Raw genomic sequence first — 23,987 nt, forward strand, 5'->3', positions numbered from 1 at the left:
GATTACTGCTTACTGAATTATGGCAACCATTTTTTCTCAAAATTAGGCTTTCTTTTTTCAAGGAAAGCATTTCTTCCTTCTTTGGCTTCTTCAGTCATATAAGCTAATCTTGTTGCTTCTCCGGCAAAAACCTGTTGCCCTACCATGCCATCATCGGTAAGGTTCATCGCGAATTTCAGCATTTTAATGGATGTAGGCGACTTGGCCAAAATTTCCTGAGCCCATTCGTAAGCGGTAGCTTCTAATTCGTCGTGAGGAACTACAGCATTTACCATTCCCATTTCAAACGCTTCCTGAGCCGAATAATTACGTCCTAAAAAGAAAATTTCACGGGCTTTTTTCTGTCCCACCATTTTAGCCAAATATGCTGAACCATAACCGCCATCAAAACTGGTTACATCGGCATCGGTTTGTTTAAAAATGGCGTGTTCTTTACTAGCCAGAGTCATATCGCATACCACATGCAAACTGTGTCCTCCACCAACAGCCCAACCCGGAACCACTGCAATAACAGCCTTTGGCATAAAACGAATCAATCGTTGTACATCTAAAATATTCAATCGGTGGTAACCGTCTTCTCCTACATAACCCTGATGTCCGCGCGCTTTTTGGTCTCCTCCGCTGCAAAAAGACCAAATTCCGTCTTTAGTACTTGGCCCTTCGGCAGAAAGCAAGACTACTCCAATTGAAGTATCTTCCTGCGCATCATGAAAGGCATCTAAAAGTTCAGAGGTAGTTTTAGGTCTAAAAGCATTTCTAACATCCGGTCTGTTGAAAGCGATTCTGGCAACACCGTTGCATTTTTTATAAGTGATATCTTCGTATTCTTTTGCTGTGATCCAATCCATTTTAATGGGTTTAAATTATTTTAGCGTAAAAATAAATCATTTTTTACACTTTATCTATCCTAACTTTTATTTAGCGGAAAAAAAGAATCCTTAACTAAATAACAAAATTCAGGCAACAAAATATTAACCAACAAATTACCAATTAGGAATAAGTATTTTATTACTTTATTTTTTTATATTTACAGTAGTTCCTAACATATAAAAAATACCATTTGATTATGAATATATGGAATAAATACACCTCAGTTGTAAGAAACAACATTTTGATTTCTTCACAGGATAACAAAGACTTAAAATATTGGCGTGATGACATGTTTGCCAATACCATCATATACATCATTCCTTTAAGTATTATTGCCTTGATTCCTTCACTGATTTGGGCTTTTGAAGAAAAGCTCTATCTCATGGTTGTTGTTGATATTTTAGCCGTTTCTCTGGCTGTTTTTACAGGAATTAAAAGAGAAATAAAAATAAAACAACGCAAACTATTATTCATCGGTACCGTATATACATTGAGTTCGTTTCTTATTTATTATGTAGGCTTAAACAGTACACTTTACCTCCTTGCTGCCTGTTTTTTAGCTACTTTTATTTATACGTTTAAAAACCAATACGCTCCTGCTCTTTTTAATGTCTATATTTCTGTTTTTTATATATCATTATATTTTCTCGAATTGACTCCACCGCATAACATCAATTTTAAGTCGAGTGAACTTTTTGCTGTTTTTTCAAATCTGATTTTCCTGAGTTTTTTAGTTTGTTCATTGGTTCCAAAATTATTTCATGGTCTTGATGAAAGTTTTAAAAACAACATAAAGCACACTAAAAAAATCGAAAAACAAAACGAAGTTTTAAAAGAAATTACCTGGATTCAATCGCATGTGGTAAGAACTCCATTGTCCCGATTAATGGCTATAACCAATCTTTTAAAAGAAAACGACAATACCGAAGAAGAAATAACATTTTTGATAGACAATATTGTTATATCCAGTAACGAATTGGATCAAATTATTCAGGAAATTGTTTCCAAATCAGAAAAAATACGTTCTTCTGAAAATTAGTTTACGATTTTTTTAGCAACTTAATTTCTGCTTTATTTTTAAAAATTGTCTTTGCAGTAATCCTTCTCCCGTTAATCCTTTAATAGTGTTAAAATTTACCGATAAAAGACTTTTTTTTGAAAACTGAAACATTTTTTTTATTAATTTTAGACATAGTTAGTTCAGGAATTGGTCAAATATTTACAATACAGGCTAACTCGCGAGTTGTAAACTGATTTATTAACCTAAAAAAAGATTATTGAAAAAAACAACAAGCTTTATCACTCTTTTTTGTACGTTACTAAATTTAAACTTCGGAAGAAAAGAGCCCAAGAGGGAAACCCTGAATTATATTAGAATTTACTCAAAGTAGCACCAAAGGTAAAAAGTTGGATTACTATACGAGACACAAAAAGTCATTAAAATGAATACGTAAAATCCAAAGAAACCTTACTACCAACGGTTTTAATGCAAAATGAGATTTCAAATAGCATTTTGAGGTTAAAAAAAGATAAAGAAAGAACGGTAAACGAGAAACTAAAACAGTTTCCTATTGTTAAATACATTATAGCTTGTCCAAAAATAAGAGAGGCTATAAAAGAGAAAGACTAACCAACTTGGATTAGTCTTTCTTTTTTTATGCTGTTTTGAAAAAGTTCGTTTTTTATTCTCAAATACACCACAAATAAAAGTCATAAAAACTATTTTTGCGATGAACAAAGTACAACCGAATCGCATTTACATTGCTCATGAAGAACTTTATTTTTTGTCTGGAAGCTGTAGCTGATATAGAAAATATTATAGACACTCCGGTTATTAAAAACCTGGAAAATTTAGCCCTTGAACACCAAATAAACAGTATCTATAAAAGCTGTGATACCATTGAAGGACTTGAAGAAAGTTTAGGCGCTTTGCTTTATGACGATCATAATTTTAAAGACTACAAAGTCATCTACTTAGTCATGCCCGGTCAGGAAAACAACATCTGTCTTCATGAATATTATTACAGTTTAGACGAAATTGCCGAATTATTTGAAGGGAAATTAAAGGGAAAAATTATTCATTTTGCCAATTTGAAAGCCTTGGATTTAACCGAAGAAGAGGCGCAATATTTTCTTGATGTTACCGGGGCTAAAGCCATTTCGGGTTACGGCAGGGCACTCCCTCCCAAAATGGCCAGTATTAAACTTGACATTGCTTTTTTCAACTTGTGCCAGGAAGAAGACGATGTTGTAGAAATTGTAGAAGAATTGCATCAAAAACATTATGAAGCCTGCAAACTACTCGATTTCAGATTGTATTACTAAATGATTATTGCAAAAAATCAATTTCGGGAACTCATTAAACTTTAATAACTTCGCAAAAACGAACTCAATTAGTTATTATACTATTTTTTTAAAAAAATAGTTTTAACTCATATCATACATCAGCTTATTAGTAATGAAAAAATATTATTTACATAACGGCATCGAAAGCAGCGGGCCTTTTGATTTAGCCGAATTGGAAATGAAACAAATTACAGCCGCAACACCGGTGTGGTTTTCGGGAATGCCTGATTGGAAAACTGCTGCAGAAATAGAGGAATTACAAACTATTTTAAAAGTTACCCCACCTCCTTTTAAGACTGCTGCTCCGCCACCTCCTGCCCCAACACAGAAAAAGAAAGAGAAAAATCCTAAAATTATGGGATTACGCAAGAACACTTTTTATATCGTTTCTCTTTTTCTGGTTTTGATTACAGGCAGTATCTTTTTAACTATTTTACAAGAAAATAGAAGAATAGATTTCGAACAAAAAAATGATAAAACCGAGAAAGAAAATCGACAATTTCAGTTGCAGGAAAAAGAAATTCAAGAACAAAGACAGCGTTTAGCAGAACAGGAAAAACTCGAAGCAGAACAAATTGCCAAAGAAAGAAAAGAAACTATCAACAGTAGACTTTCGGAAATTCGAATCAAACAAATCGAAAATCAAACCCTTTTAGAAGATGCTAAAAACAGATTAATAAAAGCCAATGAATTTCAGTTTTTCAGAACCGCAGATGAAAAAACCAAAGAAATCAATCTGGTTCAAACAACTATTAATCAGTTAAAAAGCAGTATCGATTCTCTTGAAAATGAGCGTGATCAATTGAGTTCCGAATTGGAAAGAATGCGCATCAAATCACGTTAATCGTTTTTATATCATTTAAAAAGCATCAAATACTATTTTATTTTTTTTTATCAGAAGATTGTCTAATTATCAATTCCGGTTCCAGAATGATTCGGTTAATCGTTTTTTTCTTAGGATTCTTCATTCGTTCCAGAAAAGCTTCTGCAGTCAATTTTCCTATTTGGTCACTATGCTGATTTACAGTTGAAATCGAAGGTTGGGTAAGCGAAGTAAAAGGCTCATCGCTAAAACCTATCAAAGCAATTTCCTCAGGAACTTTGATATTATTTTCTAAAAGTACCTGCAAAGCTCCCAAAGCTGCAATATCTCCAGCAACATAAACCGCATCGGGTCTTTCCGACGACCCCAATAATTGCTGCATAATTCGGCGTCCGTCTTCCAGGCGCAAATTACTTTCTATAATCCAGTTTTCTTTACTTTCTAAATTCCATTTTTCAAGCGCATCTTTATAGCCCCGAATACGCTCTTTATAAATTCGAATGTGCTGGAAACCTGCAATATGAGCAATACGATTGCAATTTTGTGAAACCAAATGATCAACAACCAAATGGCTACTTTTATAATCATCAATTCCCACATAATCCACATTCAATTCCTCTTCACCTCTGTCAAACAATACCAGTTCTGTTTTGGATTTTATTTTTTGATAATATTCTAAATTGGTCGTTTCATTCGCCATCGAAGCAATAATCCCGTCGACCTGAATTTTTAACAAAGTATCAATTTCCTGGCATTCTTTGGCATACAATTCATTCGATTGCGTCATGATGATATTGTAACCATTGAGATTGAGTACTTTTTCGATATTTTCCACTACCGAAGAAAAAAAATGACTGTTTACACGTGGAATAATAACACCAACCAAATTACTCTTCCCTTTGCGTAAAGCACTCGACAAATAATTGGGCTGATAATCCAGTTGAATTGCCGCTTCTTTCACCGCAATTTTAGTCTTTTCACTTATTCTGGGATGATCATTCAATGCTTTAGAAACCGCAGAAGGTGTTAAACCCAATACGGCAGCAATATCTTTTATCGTGGATTTTTTTTTATTCTCCAATTAGTTTTTATATTTGTTCAATCGATTGAACAAAAATAAGATTTTAAACGAAAAGCACAATACATTTTTAGTTGTGTTTTTTTATTTCACAAACTGTTCAAACGTTGGAACAAATAAAAATAATTTTTTATAGCTATGAAATATATTGTTTGCGAAAAACCGGGTGAATTTATCCTGAAAGAAAAAGAAGCACCGATTAGAAAAGAAAATGAAGCCTTATTACAAATCAACAAAGTAGGAATTTGTGGAACCGATTTACACGCTTATGGCGGAAATCAGGCTTTTTTTACTTATCCTAGAATCTTAGGACATGAATTAGCTTCGACAGTTCTTGAAATTGGAGACAATCCTAGAGGAATTAAAGCCGGAGATAATGTGGTTATCATGCCTTATGTAAGCTGCGGGACTTGTATCGCTTGCCGAAACGGAAAAACCAACTGCTGTACCAATATCAAAGTTTTAGGTGTTCACACTGATGGCGGAATGCAGGAACAAATTACCGTTCCTACTTCTATCCTATTGCCTGCAAATAATTTATCTGATGACCAAATGGCTATTGTAGAACCATTGGCAATTGGTGCACACGCTATCCGCAGAGCAGCGATTGTTCCCGGAGAAACTGTTGCAGTTGTAGGTTGTGGCCCTATCGGAATTGGGATTATGAAACTGGCTCAAATTGCAGGAGCAAAAGTGATTGCTATTGACATGAATGAGCAACGTCTGGCTTACGCCAAAGAAAAAATTGGGGTGGATTACACCGTAAAAGCAGGAGAAAATACAGTTGAAGAAATCACAAAAATCACTAATGGCGATTTATGTACAGCGGTTTTTGATGCTTCAGGACACAAAGGAGCTTTAGAAACCTGCCCAAATTATATGTCTCATGGTGGTCGTTTTGTATTGGTTGGATTATCTAAAGGAGAATTGACTTATAGTCACCCTGCCATTCATGCTAAAGAGATGACTTTAATGTGCAGCCGAAATGCTACAACGGAAGATTTCGAACACGTAATTAGTATTTTAGACCAATTCCCAACGGAATCCTACATCAGCCATAACGTTCCTTACACAGAGATGATTGCTAATTTCGATAGTTGGCTAAATCCTGCAACCGGTGTGATTAAAGCTACTGTAGACTTTAAATTAAAATAATCATGGTAATAGATTCGCATCAGCATTTTTGGATATACGAAACCGAGAAACACGCCTGGATAGACGATGAGATGAAAGTCATTCGTAAAAATTTCCTGCCTGAAGATTTAAAAATCGTCTATAAGGAAAATAATATTGATGGTTGTGTAGCGGTTCAGGCTGATCAAACATTGGCAGAAACAGATTTCCTTTTGGATTTAGCAAAAAAAAACGACTTTATCAAAGGAATTGTTGGCTGGGTTGATTTAAGAGCTGACAATATTGAAGAGGTTTTAAAGCAATATTCTGCGTTTCCAAAACTAAAAGGTTTTAGACATGTAGTGCAAGGCGAAGCCGATCATAACTTTATGTTACGTCCTGATTTCCTAAACGGAATTACAGCATTGGAAAAACACAATTTCACTTATGACATTCTTATTTTCCCACACCAATTAGGAGCGGCATTGGAATTAGTAAAACGTTTTCCAAATCAAAAATTCGTAATTGATCACATTGCGAAACCCTACATAAAAGACGAATTTTATGACGGTTGGGCTTCTTTAATGAAAGCGATTAGTGAATATCCAAATGTCTATTGCAAACTTTCAGGAATGACCACCGAAGCCGATTACAACAACTGGACTCCGGAACAAATCGAACCTTATATGCAATTGGTTCTGGAAGCTTTTGGCGCCAACCGAATCCTTTTTGGTTCCGATTGGCCAGTGTGCTTAGTAGCCGGAAATTATACAAAAACAAAAGAATTAGTAACCAATTTTATTGCAAAATTAAACTCGGAAGAGCAAACCGCTATCATGGGTGGCAATGCAGTACAATTTTATAACTTATAAATTATGGATTTAGGATTAAAAGGAAAAGTAGTCGTTATTACGGGTGCTGCAGGAATCAAAGGAAGTATTGGAGAAACTATCCTTCAACATTTGGCAGCCGAAGGTGCTATACCAGCTGTTATTGACAGAAACGACAGAGGTTTTGGATATGTTGAGGAATTACAAAAAAAAGGAATTGATGCTTTATTTTGTAAAACAGATGTAACTAATCCTGTAGAAATTGAAAATGCCGTTGCTAAAATTGCGGAAAAATATGGTCGTATTGATGCCTTAATCAATAATGTAGGTGTAAATGACGGAGCCGGATTAGATGCTTCTTACGAGGAATTCATGAATTCTTTGAAATTAAATATGGTAAGTTATTTTGTAACTGTAAAAAGTGCACTTCCTTACTTAAAAGCGTCTAAAGGCCCAATTTTAAATATTGGTTCCAAAGTAGGATTAACAGGTCAGGGAGGTACTTCCGGTTATGCTGCTGCCAAAGGTGGAGTTCTGGGATTAACGCGCGAATGGGCTGTGGATTTAATTAAACATTCAATTCGTGTAAATGCAATTATCATTGCCGAAAGTTGGACTCCTGCTTATGATACCTGGATTAAAACATTGGAAAACGGAGAAGAAAAATTACAATCTATTGTAAAGAAAATTCCTTTAGAAAACCGTATGACTACTCCGGACGAAATTGCAGATACCTGCTTATTTACAATCTCTGAAAGATCATCACATACTACAGGACAATTTATTTTCTGTGACGGTGGTTATGTTCATTTAGATCGAGCTTTATTAACAGAATAAAAACTGTTTACTCATAAAAAATGCCTCAAATAGTATTTTACTTTTTGGGGCATTTTCCATTTATTGCAACGGATTTTTTCGTTTATAGAAACTTTATAATTTACTGATATAACTTCCGTAAATATCTTTAAACTGGTAGCCATCAGCAATTCGGTCTTTGCTTAATTTTCGATATTCTACTAAACCCCACAGAATAAATTCTTTTACAAAAAACGTATCTTCTTTGGCTAAATCCGGTTGGTATTCTTTTAGCAAAATTTCCAACGGCACCACTGTCGCTAAAATATTTTGATACTCCTCATCAGAACAATCATCCAATAATTCGAAACCACTTTCGGCAAAAAACCATTCTATCAAATCCGAATAAGCTGTTTTCTCATTGGGCTTTTCCAATTTTTCAATTTTAGGGAAATAAAAAGGAAAAATGGTACGCACTGCTGTAGCAATTAAACGTTCAGCAACCGCAGCAGCTCCCTCCTGTTCTCCTTCGTAAACCAATTCCACTTTTCCTGTTATGGCCGGAATAATTCCCATAAAATCAGATAATCGCAAAATAGTTTTATCAACACCTGATTTTAAAGCACGACGTTCGGCTGTACTTAGCAAATTCTCATAAGCGGTAATACTCATTCTGGCACTGACCCCACTTTTATGATCGATAAATTCGCTTTCTCTGGCCTCAAAACTAATTTGTTCCAATAAATCTTTAGCCAATGACGGAACATAAATCGTATCATTTTGAATCTTATCTAATTTAGCTTCCTGTTCGGTAATCTTTCGGGCAATTTCCAGATTTTCTGGATAATGTGTCAAAATTTGAGAACCGATCCTGTCTTTCAATGGGGTTACAATACTTCCCCTGTTAGTATAATCTTCAGGATTTGCGGTAAATACAAATTGCATATCGAGTGGCATTCGCACCTTAAATCCACGAATCTGAATATCACCTTCCTGTAAAATATTAAACAGAGCCACCTGAATTCGGGCTTGTAAATCAGGTAATTCGTTTATCACAAAAATACATCGATTGGCACGCGGAATCATCCCAAAATGAATAACACGATCATCCGCATAAGACAATTTTAAATTAGCAGCTTTTATAGGATCAACATCACCTATCAAATCGGCAACGGTTACATCTGGAGTGGCGAGTTTTTCAAAAAAACGCTCGCTTTTATGCAACCAGGAAATGGGAGTTTCATCACCTTTAGCTATAATTAAATCTTTAGCAAAACGCGAAATAGGATTGAAAGGATCATCGTTTATTTCAGAACCATTCACATACGGAATATATTCATCAAGTAATTCAACCATTTTACGGGCCAATCTGGTTTTGGCCTGACCGCGAAGTCCTAATAAATTGATATTGTGTCGCGAAAGAATAGCCCGTTCCAACTCAGGAATTACAGTGTTCTCAAAACCATGAACACCTTCAAACGTAGGAACTCCCAATTTAATTTTTTCCCTCAAATTGTTTCGCAGTTCGTCTTTTATACTTTTACTTTTATAGCCTGATGCTTTTAATTCGCCTAAAGTATTTATGTTTTCTATTTTCATGTTTCTTTATTTAACCACCAAATAATACGTTATCTTTTTTTACCGCTAAGAATGCAAAGTTTTTCGCCAAGTACTCTAAGTCTTTTATCTTTATTCTAATTTCTAGCTTCTGCCTTCTTATTACTTCAGTTTCTTTTTCCGATTCGTTTCATAATCTTCAAAAATCATTTCGCCTAAACCTTTCAAGCCGGTATAAAACGCTTTTCCCTGATTGGCTTCAGTAAATCTATTGACAAATTTTTGCAAATAAGGATCACTGGCAATCATAAAAGTAGTGATTGGAATGTGAAGTTTTCTAGCCTGCTGTGCCTGTGTATAACATTTGTCAACAATATATTCATCAAGTCCATTACTGTTCATATAATAAGAACCATCTCGTTCTCTTACACAGCTGGGTTTTCCATCGGTAATCATGAAAATCTGTTTGTTGGTATTTCGTTTTCTTCGAAGCATATCCATTGCCAATTGCAAACCCGCAACAGTGTTAGTATGAAACGGGCCAACTTTTAAATATGGTAAATCTTTAATGGCAATTGGCCAGGCGTCGTTTCCAAAAACCAAAATATCCAGAGTATCTTTTGGATAACGGGTAGTAATTAATTCAGCCAGTGCCATAGCCACTTTTTTAGCAGGTGTGATACGGTCTTCACCGTACAAAATCATACTGTGGCTGATATCAATCATTAAAACGGTACTCATTTGGGCTTTGTACTGAGTATCTTCAACAACCAAATCATTTTCGGTCAACATGAAATCATTCACGCCGTTATTGATTTGGGCATTTTTTAAACTTTCAGTCAGTGAAATTCGTTCCAGGCTGTCACCAAAATGAAATTCCCTGAATTCCCCTGTATGTTCGTCGCCGTTTCCGGCATGTTTTGTTTTGTGATTTCCGTTTCCGGAACGTTTTAATTTACCAAATATCTGGTCTAAGGCTTGTTGCCGAATCGCTCTTTCGGTTTTTGCAGTGATTCCAAAACCTGAAGTTCCATCGTCTTTCAGTTCGTCTTTGATGTAGCCTTTTTTCTTTAAATCTTCAATAAAATCATCGATAGTATAGTGTTCATCAGTCAATTTATATTCCTTGTCTAACTCCCGCAACCAATCGATAGCTTCATCAAAATCTCCCGAAGTATGTGTGATTAACTCTTTGAATATCTCAAAAAGTTTATCAAAAGGAGACTGATGAGGAGCCTGATACTGTTTAAAATAGAAACCTTTTTTAATGCTCTTTTCCATAACCATTAAAATTACATTATTTTAAAATGTACTTCAACTCAACGGTTATTAATTTTAAGTTAAAAAGAACTTTGGCAAGGGCAATTTCAATGACAATTTCAAAAAACTAGTTCTTCAATTAACGGATTAATAATACTCCCCGTCAACATAATACCAAATTCCGTCTTCCTGAACAAAAGTGGAAAACTCGTGATGAATATGCGGTTTTTTATTGGAATCCAAATAATAGGCTTTAAATTCAACTGTAGTAGAAGTTGCCTTTAGAACTTCTAATTTTTGCCATTGATTAGAAGTGGCCCAAAGCAAAATGTCTTCTTTAGGATATAAAGCCCTTTGTGAGACATGGGTTGTTGACACTAAATAATCAGCCTGATGAGTGGCATAAGCGCTATAACGGGAACGCATCAAGGCTTCTGCTGTGGGTGCCTTTTTTAATCCTTTAATATAAGGTTCGCAACAATCTTTAAATGATTTTTGCGAATTACAATAACAAAGACTCATAATTCTAAAAACTTAAGCCTGACCGTCAAGAGCCACAATTTTTTGATACAATTGATTCAATAAAACCTGATATTTACTGATTTCTACTAAATCTTCATCCTCATCACTGGTATCTAATAAATCATCTAATTGTTCGCTAACATCTACCAATTTATTATTGGCTTCTTTGGCATTTTTTGCGGCTATTAAATCAATTATTTCCTGAACTTCGGCTTTTAATTCGGCGTATTTATCGTTTTCCATTGCTATTTGTTTTCGTCGTTTTTGTTTTCATTGAATTTTTTGACAATCTCCTTCAATTTTTCTTTTCTAAGCATTTCGGCCTGTTTCGCTTTAGCCTGAGCCTTATGCAGCTTGTCATTATGTTTTTTAATGTTTTTTTCGTTATTTCTTCCCATTGTAGCATTTTTTTCAATTCATTATCCATTGAGCAGCTGAATAATTGAATAGTTGGAACAAAGTACGGCATTTTATATTAAAAATTAAAGCTATCAAAAAAAACGATTTTATCAATAATGAATTGCTATTTATTGTAATAAATTAAAAATAGACAAAATCACAAAAAACATTAAAACGAGTAAGAATAAACCCCTGTTATATAAAGTAATTTTACTATTTTTGGTAGCAACACTGATTTTTCTCTTATTTTTTGTTGATTTTTGGCATAAAATTGAATAAAAATCATTTAAAAGTATTTTATAATAAATGGAAGTAATCAATCATTTTTCAAAAAACAAGTATCAATCTCTGCTAAAACCTAAAAGTGTGGGATTTACAGTGTTTTTTATTTTATGTTCCATCTTTTATTACATCATACTGCAACAATATCAAATAGCCCAAAAAGCTAAAAATGACGAAATGTACAAGACTCTTGAAACAATTCGGCAAAATATTGATCAATCCTTAAAAAACAATTATACCACAGCACTATCTCTGGCTCTGACAATTAACGACAAAGGTGTTCCTGAAAATTTTGATGAAATAGGGAAACAACTCTTAGCTTCTAATAACAATATTGATGCCGTTCAATTAGTACCTAACGGAATTATTAGTCATATTTATCCTCTAAAAGGAAATGAAGCAGCGATTGGATTAAATATTCTGACTTCAAAAAAACATCAGTACGAAGCTTCACAATCTATTAAAAACAGTAAAATGTATTTTGCCGGACCGCTTGCATTAAAACAAGGCGGGCTGGGCATTGTAGGTCGGATGCCGGTATATAAAAACAATAAATTCTGGGGATTTTCGGCAGTTGTTATTCGATTAAATACCCTTTTGCGTAATTCAGGCATTAACAATATTGACAGTTCTAAATATTATTTTCAACTTTCTAAAATCAATCCTATTACACAAAAAGAATTGTTTTTTCTACCCATCGATAAAAATTTATCAAAAAACAGTTCTGTCACTACAGTCATACCTGATGGAGACTGGAAACTTTATCTAACAGACAAAAAACCTCATGAATTTTATCTATTCCTTTTTAGTTTAGGTTTTTTTGGAATACTCCTTGCTGCTTTAATTGCATTTGTAACAACCAATTTTTTAAAAAAACCGGCAGAATTAGAGGATTTACTTGAAAAACAAACCGCCAAACTTTTAAAAAACGAAATTAAATTTAAAAGTGTTTTTGATCAGGCGGCTGTAGGAATCACTTATGTTGATACTGTTACGGGACAACTTCTGGAGGCTAATAAAAAATATTGCGACTTATTAGGTTATACAGAACAGGAAATAAAACAAAAAACCATACAATCCATAATTCATCCCGATGATTTAAACGAATCTTTTTCAAACCTGGAAAAGTTAAGAAAAGGGATCATTAGAGAATACACTACTGAAAGAAAACATATTACAAAATCCAATGAACCTATTTGGATAAAACTTACTATTTCGCCGCTTTGGGAGAACAATGAATCACCTACAAACCATATTGCTATTGTTGAAAATATAACCAAACGCAAACTGGCAGAAGAAGCCATTGTGAATTCTCAAAAAAGAATAGAATCACTCATTAATACGGTTGACGGAATTGTTTGGGAATGTGATGCTAAAACTTTAGAATTTACCTTTGTTAGCAAAAAAGTAGAAAACATCTTAGGATATACTGCTCAGGAGTGGATGAGTTCACCTACGTTTTGGACAGATCATATTTATGAAAAAGATAAAAATTTTGCACTGGAATTTTGTGCAGAACAAACGACTAAAAAATTAAATCACGATTTCGAATACCGAATGATTGCCAAAGACGGAAGCATTGTATGGCTTAGAGATATTGTCAATGTAATCATTGAAGATGACGAAGTAAAAACACTCAGAGGAATCATGATTGACGTAACTAAAAATAAAGAAATTGAAAAAGATCTAAACAATTCTTTCAACTTAGTGAGCGAACAAAACAAACGACTTCTTAATTTTTCTTATATCGTTTCTCATAATCTAAGATCTCATACCAGCAACATCACTTCTATTGTTGATTTAATAACTAATTCCGATTCGGAAGAAGAAAAAGAAGAAATGGTTCAATTACTCAAATCAGTTTCCGATTCGCTAAACGAAACCATGCTTAACCTTAACGAAGTAGTTAATATTCAAACCAATGTTGCTCTAACTACTGAAAATCTGAACTTAAAACAATATATTGACAACGCTCTTTCTATTTTATCCGACCAAATTGCTCTAAAAGGAATTCAGGTAATTTCATCGGTAGAAAGTGACATCGAAGTCAATTATAACCCGGCTTATCTTGAAAGCATTTTATACAATTTAATATCAAATGCTATTCGTTACAGCCATCAGGAAAGACACCCAACAATACATATTGATACTTATAAAGAAGCTAAAAAAACGGTTCTGAAAATTTCCGACAATGGCATTGGAATCGATTTAAAAAGAAACGGACATAAAATTTTTGGGATGTATAAAAAATTCAGCACACACAAAGATTCAAAAGGAATCGGTCTATTTATAACCAAAAACCAGATTGATGCCATGGGAGGAAACATCACCGTTGAGAGCGAACCTAACCTGGGTACCACTTTTAAAGTATATATATCATGAAAGAAAAAACTATTTGGGTTATAGACGACGATCCTATTTATCAAATTATTATGAAAAAAATCATCCTCAAATCAGGACTTTTTTCTTCAATTCGTTCGTTTCAAAATGGCAAAGAAGCTATTACAGCCTTAAAAGATTTAATTTCCGGGAATGATTCCTTTCCTAATATTATTCTGTTAGATATTGAAATGCCCATTCTTGACGGCTGGGGTTTTATGGACGAAATAGCTATCTTAAAATCACGCATGAACACCGAAATTCAAATTTATATTTCCAGTTCATCAATAGCGATCGAAGACCGGGAACGCGCCAAAAACAACAATAGTATTTTAGGCTATATGTGCAAACCCATAAGTTTAGACGATTTAACCAAAATTGCTTCAGCTTATTGAACTAATTTTTCAGCAATTTCTCGTTTTATTGCTTCTAAACTTTTATTGGTATTGATTAATTCTTCGATGATTAGTTTTCGCAGAAGACTAATATCATCGCAATCAAAATATTTTGCCCATGAAGTAAGCTCCAGTAAATTCCTTATTTGCTTAATTCTTTTAGTAGTATCAGCGCTATTGCGGAGTACCGCTTTCTGATTATAATCAGGATTCATTTTATGCTGATAATTCACCGTATTTTTATCCTGATCCATTGCTATATAATACAACTTCTCAGTTGCATTATCCGGATAAAAACAATCCCATTTTGCAAAACCTATTTTAAATTTAGAAGCTGTTTCCGATTCCATAGCAATCAATCTCCATTTGCTGTTAGCCAGTCGTCCCCAATGATTCGATAGCCTGTACATGCCTTCCGGAGTATAATAATAGCTGCTTCCTGCCTTACTTTCATATTGCACTTTCAAGCCATCAATAGCATCAGGAAGAACTTCATGAAAAACACAAAAAGTGTTTTTAAAAGAATTAGGATGTGGTTTGTAATTTTTTTGCATAGCTGCAAATATACTCAGAAACCATAAAAACAAACTCAAGCCACAATTAATTGATTAACTTTGTCCTGAAATTTTTAAAGAAACAATCATGACCAAAGCTTCAGAAGAAAAGAGGTTACAAAAAGGAATATTTACAGGAGTTATTGAAAAAGACGAAAACAACAACTTCTTTTGTGGCGAATATTTGTTAGATTACAAAATGGTTCAGACTAAATTTGCTGTGGGAGATTGGATTACCATCAAGTCGGTTATTGAAAACCCAAGCGATATGAGTTACAAAAAATACCCTAAAAAGTCTAAAAACTTTGACAAAGCCAACAACAAACCAGAACAATAAGCACTGACAATCTGTGTTTTACGGTAAAAAAATCTTTTTTTCTTTTTTTTTACTGATAAAGTGAAAACTTAAAAAAAAGTGTACCTTTGCAAAAAAATTGTCGAATTTGAAACCTAACAATATTTGTTTCACACTAACAGACAAGTAGTTACCTTAATTTATGAAAAAAATAGTTGAATACCGCAAGCTCTTAAATGTAGATAAAACTGCACAGCTAAAAGATTTGAAAACCATCTACCGCAATGCGATGAAAGAAGCACACCCTGATAAATTTCAAGGAGATGAAGAAGGTTTAAAAGCAGCTGAAGAAAACAGTAAAAAAATTATTGAAGCTTACCACTTTTTAGTAAGTATCAATCCTGAAACAATTAAAGCTAATTTACCAGAGTACAACGAAACTATTGCAACTGCAACTGTTACAGATTACAAATTTGTTGAAGGTAGATTAATTATCAATTTCTCTAACGGAAGTGTTTACGAATACATCAGTGTTCCTAAAGCTACTTACGTGAAAATGGTAAATGCTGATTCTCCTGCACGATTTGCAAAAAGACACATCTTTAACGCATTTCCATACAGAAAAGTTACAAACCAAGATTAATTCAATTAATCTGAACCTATAAAAAAGCCGGTAAAAAATAATTTTACCGGCTTTTCTAATTTATCGCTTTAGAATTTTATTCTAAGATAAAATTCACACTTACATTGGCTGTAATAGTAATCTCCCCTACTGCCAGAGTTTCTCTTGGAGCTGCACCATCACTCATTTCCATTTTTCGCATAGTTGCAAATACAGGTTGCGGATAATACGTTTGAGAATTATCATTAATTGTGATTGCTTTACCTATTTTTTGTCCTAAAACCGACACATAATCTTCTGCTTTGTGTTTGGCTTCTTTCATAGCCAGTTTTCGGGCATCCGATTCATATTGTGCTAATTTAGACGATTGAAAAACCACATTATCAATTCTATTGATTCCCTGACTAACCAAACCTTCCATCAATTCATCGTATTTATTCAAATCTCTCACGATGATTTCTATAGTTTGGGTAGCATTATAAGTAGTTTTCTTTTTTTCATAATCATATTGCGGATTTAAAGCAACACGCTGTGTTCGGTAATCTGATGGCGCCAGATTCATTTTTTTAATTAATTTTAAAACAGCATCCATTTGCTCATCATTGATTTTTTTTACCTCTTTGGCAACATTGCCTTTGGTTTCAACGGTTGCTGTAATGGTAGCCTGATCAGGAACTACTTTTACTTTTCCTTCACCAGATACTGTTATTTGCGGAATTTGTTTTATTTCCTGACCATAAGACAAGGTCATGAACATTAGGGATAGAAATACTACTGCTCTTTTCATTTTTATACTTTTTTAAAATTTTAAAACCAATATTCAAAAGCTGTGCCATTAAATCTTCTTCATCTTTATTAAAATAAAAAGAATTACAATTGGAATTGTTAATAAACTCACCATCAACGGATTTAAAAAAAGTAAATCCGGATAAACTAATAGCGTAATTAAATAACCACCAATGGCTCCGCCAAAATGTGCTGTATGACCTATACCATCATTTTTAGCTTTCATGCCATAAATAGAATACAACAAATACAATATTCCAAATACATAAGCAGGCATAGGTATCACAAAAAAGATTCCCAACATCATGTCAGGACGCAATAAAATTGCCGAATACAATATCCCCGTAACCGCTCCCGAAGCTCCAATAGCTCTGTAATTGTAATCATTTTTATGTAAAACAAAAGTAAGCAAACTGCCAAAGAGAAGACTCGCCAAATAAATCATCAGAAACACCCAACTCCCTAAATAGAGAATTACCACCGGAGCAAAGAAAAAAAGTGTTATCATGTTAAACAGTAAATGTCCTATATCGGCATGAAGAAAACCTGAAGTCAACATGCGTAATTGCTCTCCCGAACGAATACTTCCGATATGAAATTCGTATTTTCTAAAAAAAGAATAATCATTAAATCCTTTATAACTAAAAAGTACATTAGCAATTATTATGGCAATCAAAAAAGTATTCATCGGCTGTTTTTATTAGGATGGTAAATATACTAATTCCGATAGTGTTGAAAGACTTTTACAAACAAAAAAAGCTTAGTCAAAATTTCGACTAAGCTTTGCATTATTTAGGGTTTGCGAATTATTTTTTATTTCGAAATTATTCCAAAAATGAATTATTTCCCACCATTGGCACGAAGGTCGGCAATACATTGCGCATCCAGTTGCGGAACGGTTCCTCCTAATATATTCCCACCCGATTCAGATTCCCAAAACATCAAACAACTTTCCACATTGCAATGTCTCTTATGATCAGGATCTTCGTGATCTGACTGCAGAGCTGTCCCTACATTAGTCAAACCTAAAATATGTCCAAATTCATGTTCTATCACTGTAGTTTCTAAAACAGCCGTACTGGGTTTAAAAGTGCCTCCGCTCATTTTTTTAACCGTATTTTCATAAATAACAAACGAAGTATTTCTATAAGCCGTTCCTAAAACCACCGAAGTACTGGTGTCTGAAGAAGATTTAGCATCAGCAAAAAAAGCCCAGACAGCAATTTGACTCCCATCGTTGTAATGAATCCGGTTAGCCTCCTCAATGGCTATAATTTGTGCATTTGTGTAACTTACATTCCCCGGTGAAGGAATGGCTCTTTTTTGAATTGTAATTCCGCCCGGTTTGTTAATTCGACTATTTAAAAATGAAACAAAATTAGTAATTGCTGTGGTGGTAGGTTCAAAACCTTCCACATAAACAATTTCGATAATCATACTGTCAAACTTGTCGGCTGACAATAAATCATTTGCTGAAGCTCCTAATGTTTTTTTATTATTAATTTGAACGTTTTCAGCACTGTCCTTTGAACAAGAGCTTAACACTAATAAAAACAAGCTAATTACAGCAATTATTTTCTTCATTTTTTACGTTTAAAAACTATTTTAGAATATAAATTAAACACAAATTAATTGCAAAAACTAATCATCACCAATTAAATTTGTTTTAGTACTAATTTTATAGCACTATTGGTCTTACTCTCTAAAGTAATTGTGGAAGCGGTAAAACTGCTTACTTTCCATGTTTTATTAAACAAACTAAAATCAGTGCTTCCGGTGAAACTCATTTGCAAATACACATTTACATCCGAAGTTACAGTATAAGTTCCTGTCGCAAGAGTTGCTAATGTAGTCATTGATTTTACTTTCCAATCATTGGCAAAATCAATTGTAGCACCTAAATAATTATTCGTCGAATCCACGCCGGCATTGATATATGAGTTTACCTTGAAAGTACCGTTTACTAAAATTGTTTCTAAATCCTCTTTATCGTCTTCCGCTTCATCCATTGTTTCTTTAATATTCAAAGCTGCTGTAACACTGGCTTTAAATTCAGTATCACTCTTAATTTCCATCTCAGATCCGTCAGCAAGTGTTACATTCACCGGATATTTTACCGAAAAATATTCCGTGCTGCTCAAATTTTGCATATAGGTAAAAAGTTCTTTTTCGGATGAAAAAGTAACACTTCCGGTTTGCACTAAACTGGCATCATAAGTTAATATGGTAACAGGATAATCAATATTTAGTGTCGAAATAGCATCTTTTCCATCATCTTCCGCATCATCACAATTGTCAATAATCGCGTCATATTGTGATTGACTGGTTACAGTAACTTCGGTATAATCACTCATTTTGATAGTAATAGGAAATTTAATTACCACTTTATCTTCATCATTATTCAATGTTCCAAGAATATTAATTGCCGATTCATAACTCAATTGGCTGATAAAAGTAAGTTCCACTCCGTTTACTATAGCCGTAAAAGGAAATTTTATAGATGAACAGGAAGAATCATCAATAAAATCATCGGATGAGCCATCATACATAGCAACTCGTTTCAGATTGGTGGCTGTAGTTGAATTAGCTGTGTTCGTATTTGGGTTTTCTCCCTCAATTTCTTCAATTTCACTTTGGCATGATGTTAAAGCAAAAATACTCATCAATGCAATTCCGGTAATCCATTTTAATGTTTTCATAACTTACAAATTTAATATTTTCTAATAGTTTATAATGACGATTTATTCGCATTTCTATTAGTAAGACAACAGCAAATAATTTTTCCCTACCCTGAAAAATTAAAAAAAATCAAATTTTACACAAATTACTGATTTACAAACAATTAGAATCAATAAAAAATATCCATCAAATACAAAGAGTTTAAAATCAAAAAAAATAATATAATTTTACGATAACCAAAATCCAAACCTACCAGAATGTCTGATAAAAAAAATAATCTTTGCGAAGAATCTTATTTTAGCGAATTTTATATAAAAAACGTACAATCAGCTACCAATTTTGCCTATTACAAATCGGGCGATAGTGATGCTGCTTTAGATATTGTACAGGATGCCTTTGCTAAAATTTGGGAAAACTGCTCCCAAATTGACTACACCAAAGTCAAAACCTATTTATTCACCACGGTAAATAATTTGTTCCTGAATACGGTTAAACATCAAAAAGTAGTTATGGCTTTCGCCAAAGACACTCCTGCTCTGGATAAAACCAATCAAAGTCCGGAATACCTTTTAGAAGAAGAAGAATTTAAAATCAAACTACAAAATGCCATCGCATCCTTAAGTGAAGCCCAACGCGAAGTATTTTTAATGAATCGAATTGACGGAAAAAAATACCGGGAAATTGCCGAAATATTGGACATCAGTCAAAAAGCGGTTGAAAAAAGAATGTCTGGAGCTTTAAAAACCTTAAAAGAACAAATAGAAAATATTTAATGTATTGAATAGTAGGGTAAAAAACGATACAGTTGTCTTATTACTATAGCGAGAACTCATGAAAAAGGAAAAAGAAATATTAAAATGGCTTGATGGCGAACTTTCGGCTGACGAAATTGCTGATTTAAAACAATCGGAGGATTTTGACACCATTGAAAAAATTGCGCATTATGCATCACACATCGATACACCAAAAATAAATGCCGAAGAAGCTTTGGCTGCATTTAAGAACCGAAAACTAACTAAAAAGAAAACTAAAGTACGTCCTTTATATTTTAGTACTGTTTTTAAAGTAGCAGCTGTTTTTGTGGTTCTTTTAGCCTCGGCTTATTGGCTGTTTTTGAATTCCAATCAAACTTTTGAAACCGGAATTGCACAAACACAAACCTTTAAATTACCGGATAATTCGGAAGTGCTTTTGAATGCTTCTTCCAAAATTACTTTCAACGAACACAATTGGGACAAGCAAAGAGATTTAACTCTGGAAGGAGAAGCTTATTTTCAGGTACAAAAAGGAAAAACTTTTAGTGTAAAAACCACTGATGGTGTGGTAAAAGTGTTAGGGACTCATTTTGATGTTAAACAAAGAGACAACTATTACGAAGTAAGCTGTTTTGAAGGTTTGGTAAGTGTGACTTACAATAATACAACCGTAAAATTACCTCCCGGAAAAAGCTTTAGAGTCATTAACAAACAGATTGAAAAAACAGATGATTTTGATGCTCAAACACCTTCATGGTTACAAAAAGAATCCAGTTTTACCCGTGTTCCTCTCAACCAGGTTATTGCCGAATTAGAGCGTCAATACGATATTAAAATTGAAACCCAAGGCATCGATACCTCAAAATTATTTACCGGAGGTTTTACACATACGAATCAAAAAACAGCTTTGGAATCCATTACTATTCCGCTGCAATTAAGCTATAGAATAAAAGGCAAAACCGTTACATTATACCAATATGAAGTTCAATAAATGGATTTTTTATTTAGTGTTTTTTGTTGGGAGTATTGGTACTGCGCAAACTAGCAGTAACAAAACTCCTTTAACCTCTATTATAAAAACCCTTGAACAACAATTTAATATTAAATTCTCCTATGCTGTAGAAGACATTGCTGCAATTAGCATCGAAAAACCTTCTAATTCCTTAAATCTGCAGCAAACCATTGATTATCTGAATGCAAAAGTTCCGCTTAATTTCAAAGCATTGGACAGTCGCTACATTACCATATCACCACTGGACAAAACCATAAATATTTGCGGATTTATTTTGGCAGAAGATTCTAAAAACACACTTTCGGGAGCAACTATTCGAACCAATAATTCAAAAGTAACGATTGCTTCAAAAAACGGAAGTTTCAGTCTGGAGAATATTCCTCTGGAAACGATTATTACTATTTCTTATTTGGGTTTTGAAACTAAAGAAGTAAGAGCAACTGCTTTTTTTGCTTCCGCAAAAGATTGTCAAACGATTTATTTAAAACCCTCCAAAGAAGAACTCAATCCGGTTTTAATTCCGGTATTTTTAACTTCCGGTTTACAAAAAAACACTGATGGCAGTACGGTTTTAAACACTAAAAAATTCAGTATTCTTCCCGGACTTACCGAACCTGATGTTTTACAATCCATACAAGTGCTGCCGGGAATTGAAAGCGCTAATGAAAGTGTTGCCAATATCAATGTTCGCGGAGGTACAAATGATCAAAACCTAATGCTTTGGGACAATATCAAAATGTATCATTCGGGACATTTTTTCGGTTTAATTTCAGCTTACAATCCCAATTTGACCAATAAAATTGTAGTGACTAAAAACGGTACCAGTGCCGAATTTAGTGATGGTGTTTCTAGTATGATTAATATGAGCACCAATAACGAAATCAAGAATTCCGTTTCCGGAGGTGCCGGTATCAATTTAATTAGCGGAGATGCTTTTGTTGAAATTCCGTTGGCCAAAAATCTGGAAATCGACCTTTCTGCCCGTCATTCCATCACCGATTTTGTCAACACGCCTACTTATACCAACTATTACAAAAAGAGTTTTCAGGATACCGAAATCAATGCAGATAACTCCGATAAAAACACCAATTCGGATTTTTATTTCTATGATTACACCGCAAAAATTCTTTATGATTTAAACGAAAAACACCAGTTTAGAGCAAATCTTATCGGGATAACTAACGAATTGAATTATTCTGAAAATAATAACAGCGATGACACCAAATCAAAATCCAGTGCGCTTTCGCAAAAGAACATCGGTTTTGGTGGCAACTGGAAAGCCCAATGGACACCCAAATTAAGCACCCAATTGAACAGCTATTTTTCCAGATACAACATTGATTCCCGTGATTATCGTGTGGCTACCAATCAGCTGTTGACCGAAGCCAATGAAGTGATTGAAACGGCGGCCAAACTGAATTTGCATTATTTATGGAATGAAAACACCCAACTTTTAGCAGGATACCAAGTCAATGAAACCGGAATGCTTAACCAAACCCGTGTAAGCGCACCATTCTATTCCAGTACGAAAAAGAATGTTTTATTAAATCAGGCTTTATACGCCGAAACCGAATACAACAAGAACAAAACCTACTTGCGTTTAGGACTTCGTTTGAATTATTTTCAGAAATTCCAAAAATTTCTTTTCGAACCCAGAATCAATTTCAGACAGGAACTTTCAAACCAATTCGCATTCAAACTGGAAGGTGAATTTAAAAATCAGACTTCTACGCAAATTATCGATTTTGAAGATGATTTTCTGGGCGTGGAAAAAAGACGCTGGCAATTAGTCAATAACAAAGACATCCCGATTGCCAAAAGCAAACAGGCTTCTTTTGGCTTCGAATTCAATGATAATAACTGGAACATTGACCTCACCGGATTTTACAAACTGGTTGACGGCATTACCGCTTCCAATCAGGGATTTTACAATAATTTCCAATACAAAAATGCTCACGGAAGCTACAACGATAAAGGAATCGAATTCTTAATTAACAAAACGTCCAAAAAACACAGCGCCTGGCTGAGTTATACTTTTAGTCAAAACAATTATCATTTTGAGAGTTTCATACCTTCTTCCTTTCCCAATAATGTTGACATTCGTCATTCAGTAAACATGGGATGGAATTATGCCATTCTGGAAAATTTAAAAATGGCCATTGGCGGCAGCTGGCACAATGGACTGCCGTACACCAAACCCGTTGCAGGAAACGAAACAGTACAAAATGGAAACCGCTATTTTGTAAATTACGATACCCCTAACAGTCAAAACCTGAATCATTTTCTTCGAATAAATGCTTCCTTTAGTTACAGTTTCAATTTCAGCTCGGCTATAAAAGCAATCCTAAGAGCTGGTGTAATCAACATTACCAATCAAAACAACATCATTAACCGTTACTACAAAGTAGATCCTAACGATACTTCGAAAACCATACAGGTCAACAACAAATCCCTGGGCTTGACTCCTAATGTGAGTTTTAGAGTGAATTTTTAATTAGCGAACTACCTTTAGTAAAAAATCTCCTCAAATAAAATACGCTGTAGTAATTTGTAATAATTTATCTATATATTTGGATAAAGCAAGTTAGGACCGACGGCATGGCTTTGTATGATTACATCTGGCTATATAAAAGTT

General features: G+C 34.0%; 25 protein-coding genes. 13 read left to right on the forward strand and 12 right to left on the reverse strand.

The window, feature by feature from the left end:
• Window positions 1-17 precede the first annotated feature (17 nt).
• Window positions 18-848 (reverse strand): 1,4-dihydroxy-2-naphthoyl-CoA synthase, encoded by an 831-nt coding sequence (locus IEV84_RS06810; protein WP_188493539.1) that lies wholly within the window; start codon window positions 846-848, stop codon window positions 18-20.
• Between the two features lie 218 nt (window positions 849-1,066).
• On the opposite strand from IEV84_RS06810, the gene IEV84_RS06815 reads away from it, so the two are divergent.
• The 3 genes from IEV84_RS06815 to IEV84_RS06825 all read left to right on the forward strand — a co-directional run bounded on the left by IEV84_RS06815 (window position 1,067) and on the right by IEV84_RS06825 (window position 4,060).
• Window positions 1,067-1,909: a hypothetical protein gene (locus IEV84_RS06815; RefSeq protein ID WP_188493540.1), complete on the forward strand. Its 843-nt coding sequence runs from the start codon at window positions 1,067-1,069 to the stop codon at window positions 1,907-1,909.
• 728 nt (window positions 1,910-2,637) lie between these two features.
• Complete coding sequence (locus IEV84_RS06820; protein WP_188493541.1) at window positions 2,638-3,195, forward strand: DUF6642 family protein; 558 nt, start codon at window positions 2,638-2,640, stop codon at window positions 3,193-3,195.
• Window positions 3,196-3,328: 133 nt separating this feature from the next.
• Window positions 3,329-4,060 (forward strand): DUF4339 domain-containing protein, encoded by a 732-nt coding sequence (locus tag IEV84_RS06825; RefSeq protein WP_188493542.1) that lies wholly within the window; start codon window positions 3,329-3,331, stop codon window positions 4,058-4,060.
• Window positions 4,061-4,097: 37 nt separating this feature from the next.
• Here IEV84_RS06825 and IEV84_RS06830 read toward each other — a convergent pair whose 3' ends face one another.
• Complete coding sequence (locus IEV84_RS06830; protein WP_188493543.1) at window positions 4,098-5,120, reverse strand: LacI family DNA-binding transcriptional regulator; 1,023 nt, start codon at window positions 5,118-5,120, stop codon at window positions 4,098-4,100.
• Between the two features lie 135 nt (window positions 5,121-5,255).
• Here IEV84_RS06830 and IEV84_RS06835 point away from each other — a divergent pair, with 135 nt between their 5' ends.
• From IEV84_RS06835 to IEV84_RS06845, 3 genes are read left to right on the forward strand one after another with little or no spacing between them, the layout of a single operon-like run.
• Complete coding sequence (locus IEV84_RS06835) at window positions 5,256-6,272, forward strand: zinc-binding alcohol dehydrogenase family protein (protein WP_188493544.1); 1,017 nt, start codon at window positions 5,256-5,258, stop codon at window positions 6,270-6,272.
• 2 nt (window positions 6,273-6,274) lie between these two features.
• On the forward strand, window positions 6,275-7,102 hold the full coding sequence (locus IEV84_RS06840) for an amidohydrolase family protein (protein ID WP_188493545.1): 828 nt from the start codon (window positions 6,275-6,277) through the stop codon (window positions 7,100-7,102).
• Between the two features lie 3 nt (window positions 7,103-7,105).
• Window positions 7,106-7,897, forward strand: a complete 792-nt coding sequence (locus tag IEV84_RS06845; protein ID WP_188493546.1) for an SDR family oxidoreductase — start codon at window positions 7,106-7,108, stop codon at window positions 7,895-7,897.
• A 93-nt stretch (window positions 7,898-7,990) separates the two neighbouring features.
• Here the strand turns inward: IEV84_RS06845 and IEV84_RS06850 are convergent, their stop codons facing one another.
• From IEV84_RS06850 to IEV84_RS06870, 5 genes are all read right to left on the reverse strand, one after another.
• Window positions 7,991-9,454, reverse strand: a complete 1,464-nt coding sequence (locus IEV84_RS06850) for an AAA family ATPase (protein WP_188493547.1) — start codon at window positions 9,452-9,454, stop codon at window positions 7,991-7,993.
• Window positions 9,455-9,574: 120 nt separating this feature from the next.
• Window positions 9,575-10,693, reverse strand: a complete 1,119-nt coding sequence (locus tag IEV84_RS06855; RefSeq protein ID WP_188493548.1) for a vWA domain-containing protein — start codon at window positions 10,691-10,693, stop codon at window positions 9,575-9,577.
• A 126-nt stretch (window positions 10,694-10,819) separates the two neighbouring features.
• Window positions 10,820-11,194 (reverse strand): YchJ family protein, encoded by a 375-nt coding sequence (locus tag IEV84_RS06860; RefSeq protein WP_188493549.1) that lies wholly within the window; start codon window positions 11,192-11,194, stop codon window positions 10,820-10,822.
• A gap of 12 nt (window positions 11,195-11,206) precedes the next feature.
• Complete coding sequence (locus IEV84_RS06865; protein ID WP_188493550.1) at window positions 11,207-11,437, reverse strand: hypothetical protein; 231 nt, start codon at window positions 11,435-11,437, stop codon at window positions 11,207-11,209.
• A gap of 2 nt (window positions 11,438-11,439) precedes the next feature.
• Window positions 11,440-11,592 (reverse strand): hypothetical protein, encoded by a 153-nt coding sequence (locus IEV84_RS06870; protein WP_188493551.1) that lies wholly within the window; start codon window positions 11,590-11,592, stop codon window positions 11,440-11,442.
• A 307-nt stretch (window positions 11,593-11,899) separates the two neighbouring features.
• On the opposite strand from IEV84_RS06870, the gene IEV84_RS06875 reads away from it, so the two are divergent.
• Both IEV84_RS06875 and IEV84_RS06880 read left to right on the forward strand, forming a co-directional pair.
• Window positions 11,900-14,257, forward strand: coding sequence for a sensor histidine kinase (locus tag IEV84_RS06875; RefSeq protein ID WP_188493552.1), 2,358 nt, complete (start codon window positions 11,900-11,902; stop codon window positions 14,255-14,257).
• Window positions 14,254-14,649 (forward strand): response regulator, encoded by a 396-nt coding sequence (locus tag IEV84_RS06880; RefSeq protein ID WP_188493553.1) that lies wholly within the window; start codon window positions 14,254-14,256, stop codon window positions 14,647-14,649. Before IEV84_RS06875 ends, IEV84_RS06880 begins: the two co-directional genes overlap by 4 nt.
• Here IEV84_RS06880 and IEV84_RS06885 read toward each other — a convergent pair.
• Window positions 14,643-15,203, reverse strand: a complete 561-nt coding sequence (locus IEV84_RS06885; protein ID WP_188493554.1) for a hypothetical protein — start codon at window positions 15,201-15,203, stop codon at window positions 14,643-14,645. The genes IEV84_RS06880 and IEV84_RS06885 overlap by 7 nt on opposite strands.
• 88 nt (window positions 15,204-15,291) lie before the next feature.
• Here IEV84_RS06885 and IEV84_RS06890 point away from each other — a divergent pair, with 88 nt between their 5' ends.
• Window positions 15,292-15,540 (forward strand): hypothetical protein, encoded by a 249-nt coding sequence (locus IEV84_RS06890; RefSeq protein WP_188493555.1) that lies wholly within the window; start codon window positions 15,292-15,294, stop codon window positions 15,538-15,540.
• Window positions 15,541-15,700: 160 nt separating this feature from the next.
• Complete coding sequence (locus IEV84_RS06895) at window positions 15,701-16,141, forward strand: KTSC domain-containing protein (protein ID WP_071185640.1); 441 nt, start codon at window positions 15,701-15,703, stop codon at window positions 16,139-16,141.
• Between the two features lie 76 nt (window positions 16,142-16,217).
• Here IEV84_RS06895 and IEV84_RS06900 read toward each other — a convergent pair whose 3' ends face one another.
• The 4 genes from IEV84_RS06900 to IEV84_RS06915 all read right to left on the reverse strand — a co-directional run bounded on the left by IEV84_RS06900 (window position 16,218) and on the right by IEV84_RS06915 (window position 19,605).
• Window positions 16,218-16,907 (reverse strand): SIMPL domain-containing protein, encoded by a 690-nt coding sequence (locus IEV84_RS06900; RefSeq protein WP_188493556.1) that lies wholly within the window; start codon window positions 16,905-16,907, stop codon window positions 16,218-16,220.
• 48 nt (window positions 16,908-16,955) lie between these two features.
• Complete coding sequence (locus IEV84_RS06905) at window positions 16,956-17,594, reverse strand: rhomboid family intramembrane serine protease (protein WP_188493557.1); 639 nt, start codon at window positions 17,592-17,594, stop codon at window positions 16,956-16,958.
• A gap of 152 nt (window positions 17,595-17,746) precedes the next feature.
• The gene (locus tag IEV84_RS06910; protein WP_188493558.1) at window positions 17,747-18,490 is read right to left on the reverse strand and encodes a membrane metalloprotease; all 744 of its coding nucleotides are present in this window, start codon (window positions 18,488-18,490) and stop codon (window positions 17,747-17,749) included.
• A 71-nt stretch (window positions 18,491-18,561) separates the two neighbouring features.
• Entirely contained in the window at window positions 18,562-19,605 is a 1,044-nt protein-coding gene (locus tag IEV84_RS06915; protein WP_188493559.1) for a hypothetical protein, read from the reverse strand.
• 237 nt (window positions 19,606-19,842) lie between these two features.
• Between IEV84_RS06915 and IEV84_RS06920 the strand changes: the two genes are divergently transcribed.
• The 3 genes from IEV84_RS06920 to IEV84_RS06930 are packed head-to-tail and all read left to right on the forward strand — an operon-like array spanning window position 19,843 to window position 23,846.
• Window positions 19,843-20,358 carry an RNA polymerase sigma factor gene (locus IEV84_RS06920; RefSeq protein ID WP_188493560.1) on the forward strand — a complete coding sequence of 172 codons (516 nt, stop codon included), beginning with the start codon at window positions 19,843-19,845 and terminating at the stop codon, window positions 20,356-20,358.
• A gap of 58 nt (window positions 20,359-20,416) precedes the next feature.
• The gene (locus IEV84_RS06925) at window positions 20,417-21,331 is read left to right on the forward strand and encodes a FecR family protein (RefSeq protein ID WP_188493561.1); all 915 of its coding nucleotides are present in this window, start codon (window positions 20,417-20,419) and stop codon (window positions 21,329-21,331) included.
• A complete protein-coding gene (locus tag IEV84_RS06930) occupies window positions 21,318-23,846 on the forward strand; it encodes a TonB-dependent receptor (protein ID WP_188493562.1) in 2,529 nt (842 codons plus the stop codon). Before IEV84_RS06925 ends, IEV84_RS06930 begins: the two co-directional genes overlap by 14 nt.
• The last annotated feature ends 141 nt before the right edge of the window (window positions 23,847-23,987 follow it).

Source organism: Flavobacterium palustre (assembly GCF_014639535.1).
GTDB lineage: Bacteria > Bacteroidota > Bacteroidia > Flavobacteriales > Flavobacteriaceae > Flavobacterium > Flavobacterium palustre.

What these genes read in the sequence shown, in the direction of transcription:
- IEV84_RS06810 (WP_188493539.1), bottom strand. Translation starts at nt 848, where the DNA reads ATGGATTGGATCACAGCAAAAGAATACGAAGATATCACTTATAAAAAA.
- IEV84_RS06815 (WP_188493540.1), top strand. Translation starts at nt 1,067, where the DNA reads ATGAATATATGGAATAAATACACCTCAGTTGTAAGAAACAACATTTTG.
- IEV84_RS06820 (WP_188493541.1), top strand. Translation starts at nt 2,638, where the DNA reads ATGAAGAACTTTATTTTTTGTCTGGAAGCTGTAGCTGATATAGAAAAT.
- IEV84_RS06825 (WP_188493542.1), top strand. Translation starts at nt 3,329, where the DNA reads ATGAAAAAATATTATTTACATAACGGCATCGAAAGCAGCGGGCCTTTT.
- IEV84_RS06835 (WP_188493544.1), top strand. Translation starts at nt 5,256, where the DNA reads ATGAAATATATTGTTTGCGAAAAACCGGGTGAATTTATCCTGAAAGAA.
- IEV84_RS06840 (WP_188493545.1), top strand. Translation starts at nt 6,275, where the DNA reads ATGGTAATAGATTCGCATCAGCATTTTTGGATATACGAAACCGAGAAA.
- IEV84_RS06845 (WP_188493546.1), top strand. Translation starts at nt 7,106, where the DNA reads ATGGATTTAGGATTAAAAGGAAAAGTAGTCGTTATTACGGGTGCTGCA.
- IEV84_RS06850 (WP_188493547.1), bottom strand. Translation starts at nt 9,454, where the DNA reads ATGAAAATAGAAAACATAAATACTTTAGGCGAATTAAAAGCATCAGGC.
- IEV84_RS06855 (WP_188493548.1), bottom strand. Translation starts at nt 10,693, where the DNA reads ATGGAAAAGAGCATTAAAAAAGGTTTCTATTTTAAACAGTATCAGGCT.
- IEV84_RS06860 (WP_188493549.1), bottom strand. Translation starts at nt 11,194, where the DNA reads ATGAGTCTTTGTTATTGTAATTCGCAAAAATCATTTAAAGATTGTTGC.
- IEV84_RS06865 (WP_188493550.1), bottom strand. Translation starts at nt 11,437, where the DNA reads ATGGAAAACGATAAATACGCCGAATTAAAAGCCGAAGTTCAGGAAATA.
- IEV84_RS06870 (WP_188493551.1), bottom strand. Translation starts at nt 11,592, where the DNA reads ATGGGAAGAAATAACGAAAAAAACATTAAAAAACATAATGACAAGCTG.
- IEV84_RS06875 (WP_188493552.1), top strand. Translation starts at nt 11,900, where the DNA reads ATGGAAGTAATCAATCATTTTTCAAAAAACAAGTATCAATCTCTGCTA.
- IEV84_RS06880 (WP_188493553.1), top strand. Translation starts at nt 14,254, where the DNA reads ATGAAAGAAAAAACTATTTGGGTTATAGACGACGATCCTATTTATCAA.
- IEV84_RS06885 (WP_188493554.1), bottom strand. Translation starts at nt 15,203, where the DNA reads ATGCAAAAAAATTACAAACCACATCCTAATTCTTTTAAAAACACTTTT.
- IEV84_RS06890 (WP_188493555.1), top strand. Translation starts at nt 15,292, where the DNA reads ATGACCAAAGCTTCAGAAGAAAAGAGGTTACAAAAAGGAATATTTACA.
- IEV84_RS06895 (WP_071185640.1), top strand. Translation starts at nt 15,701, where the DNA reads ATGAAAAAAATAGTTGAATACCGCAAGCTCTTAAATGTAGATAAAACT.
- IEV84_RS06900 (WP_188493556.1), bottom strand. Translation starts at nt 16,907, where the DNA reads ATGAAAAGAGCAGTAGTATTTCTATCCCTAATGTTCATGACCTTGTCT.
- IEV84_RS06905 (WP_188493557.1), bottom strand. Translation starts at nt 17,594, where the DNA reads ATGAATACTTTTTTGATTGCCATAATAATTGCTAATGTACTTTTTAGT.
- IEV84_RS06910 (WP_188493558.1), bottom strand. Translation starts at nt 18,490, where the DNA reads ATGAAGAAAATAATTGCTGTAATTAGCTTGTTTTTATTAGTGTTAAGC.
- IEV84_RS06915 (WP_188493559.1), bottom strand. Translation starts at nt 19,605, where the DNA reads ATGAAAACATTAAAATGGATTACCGGAATTGCATTGATGAGTATTTTT.
- IEV84_RS06920 (WP_188493560.1), top strand. Translation starts at nt 19,843, where the DNA reads ATGTCTGATAAAAAAAATAATCTTTGCGAAGAATCTTATTTTAGCGAA.
- IEV84_RS06925 (WP_188493561.1), top strand. Translation starts at nt 20,417, where the DNA reads ATGAAAAAGGAAAAAGAAATATTAAAATGGCTTGATGGCGAACTTTCG.
- IEV84_RS06930 (WP_188493562.1), top strand. Translation starts at nt 21,318, where the DNA reads ATGAAGTTCAATAAATGGATTTTTTATTTAGTGTTTTTTGTTGGGAGT.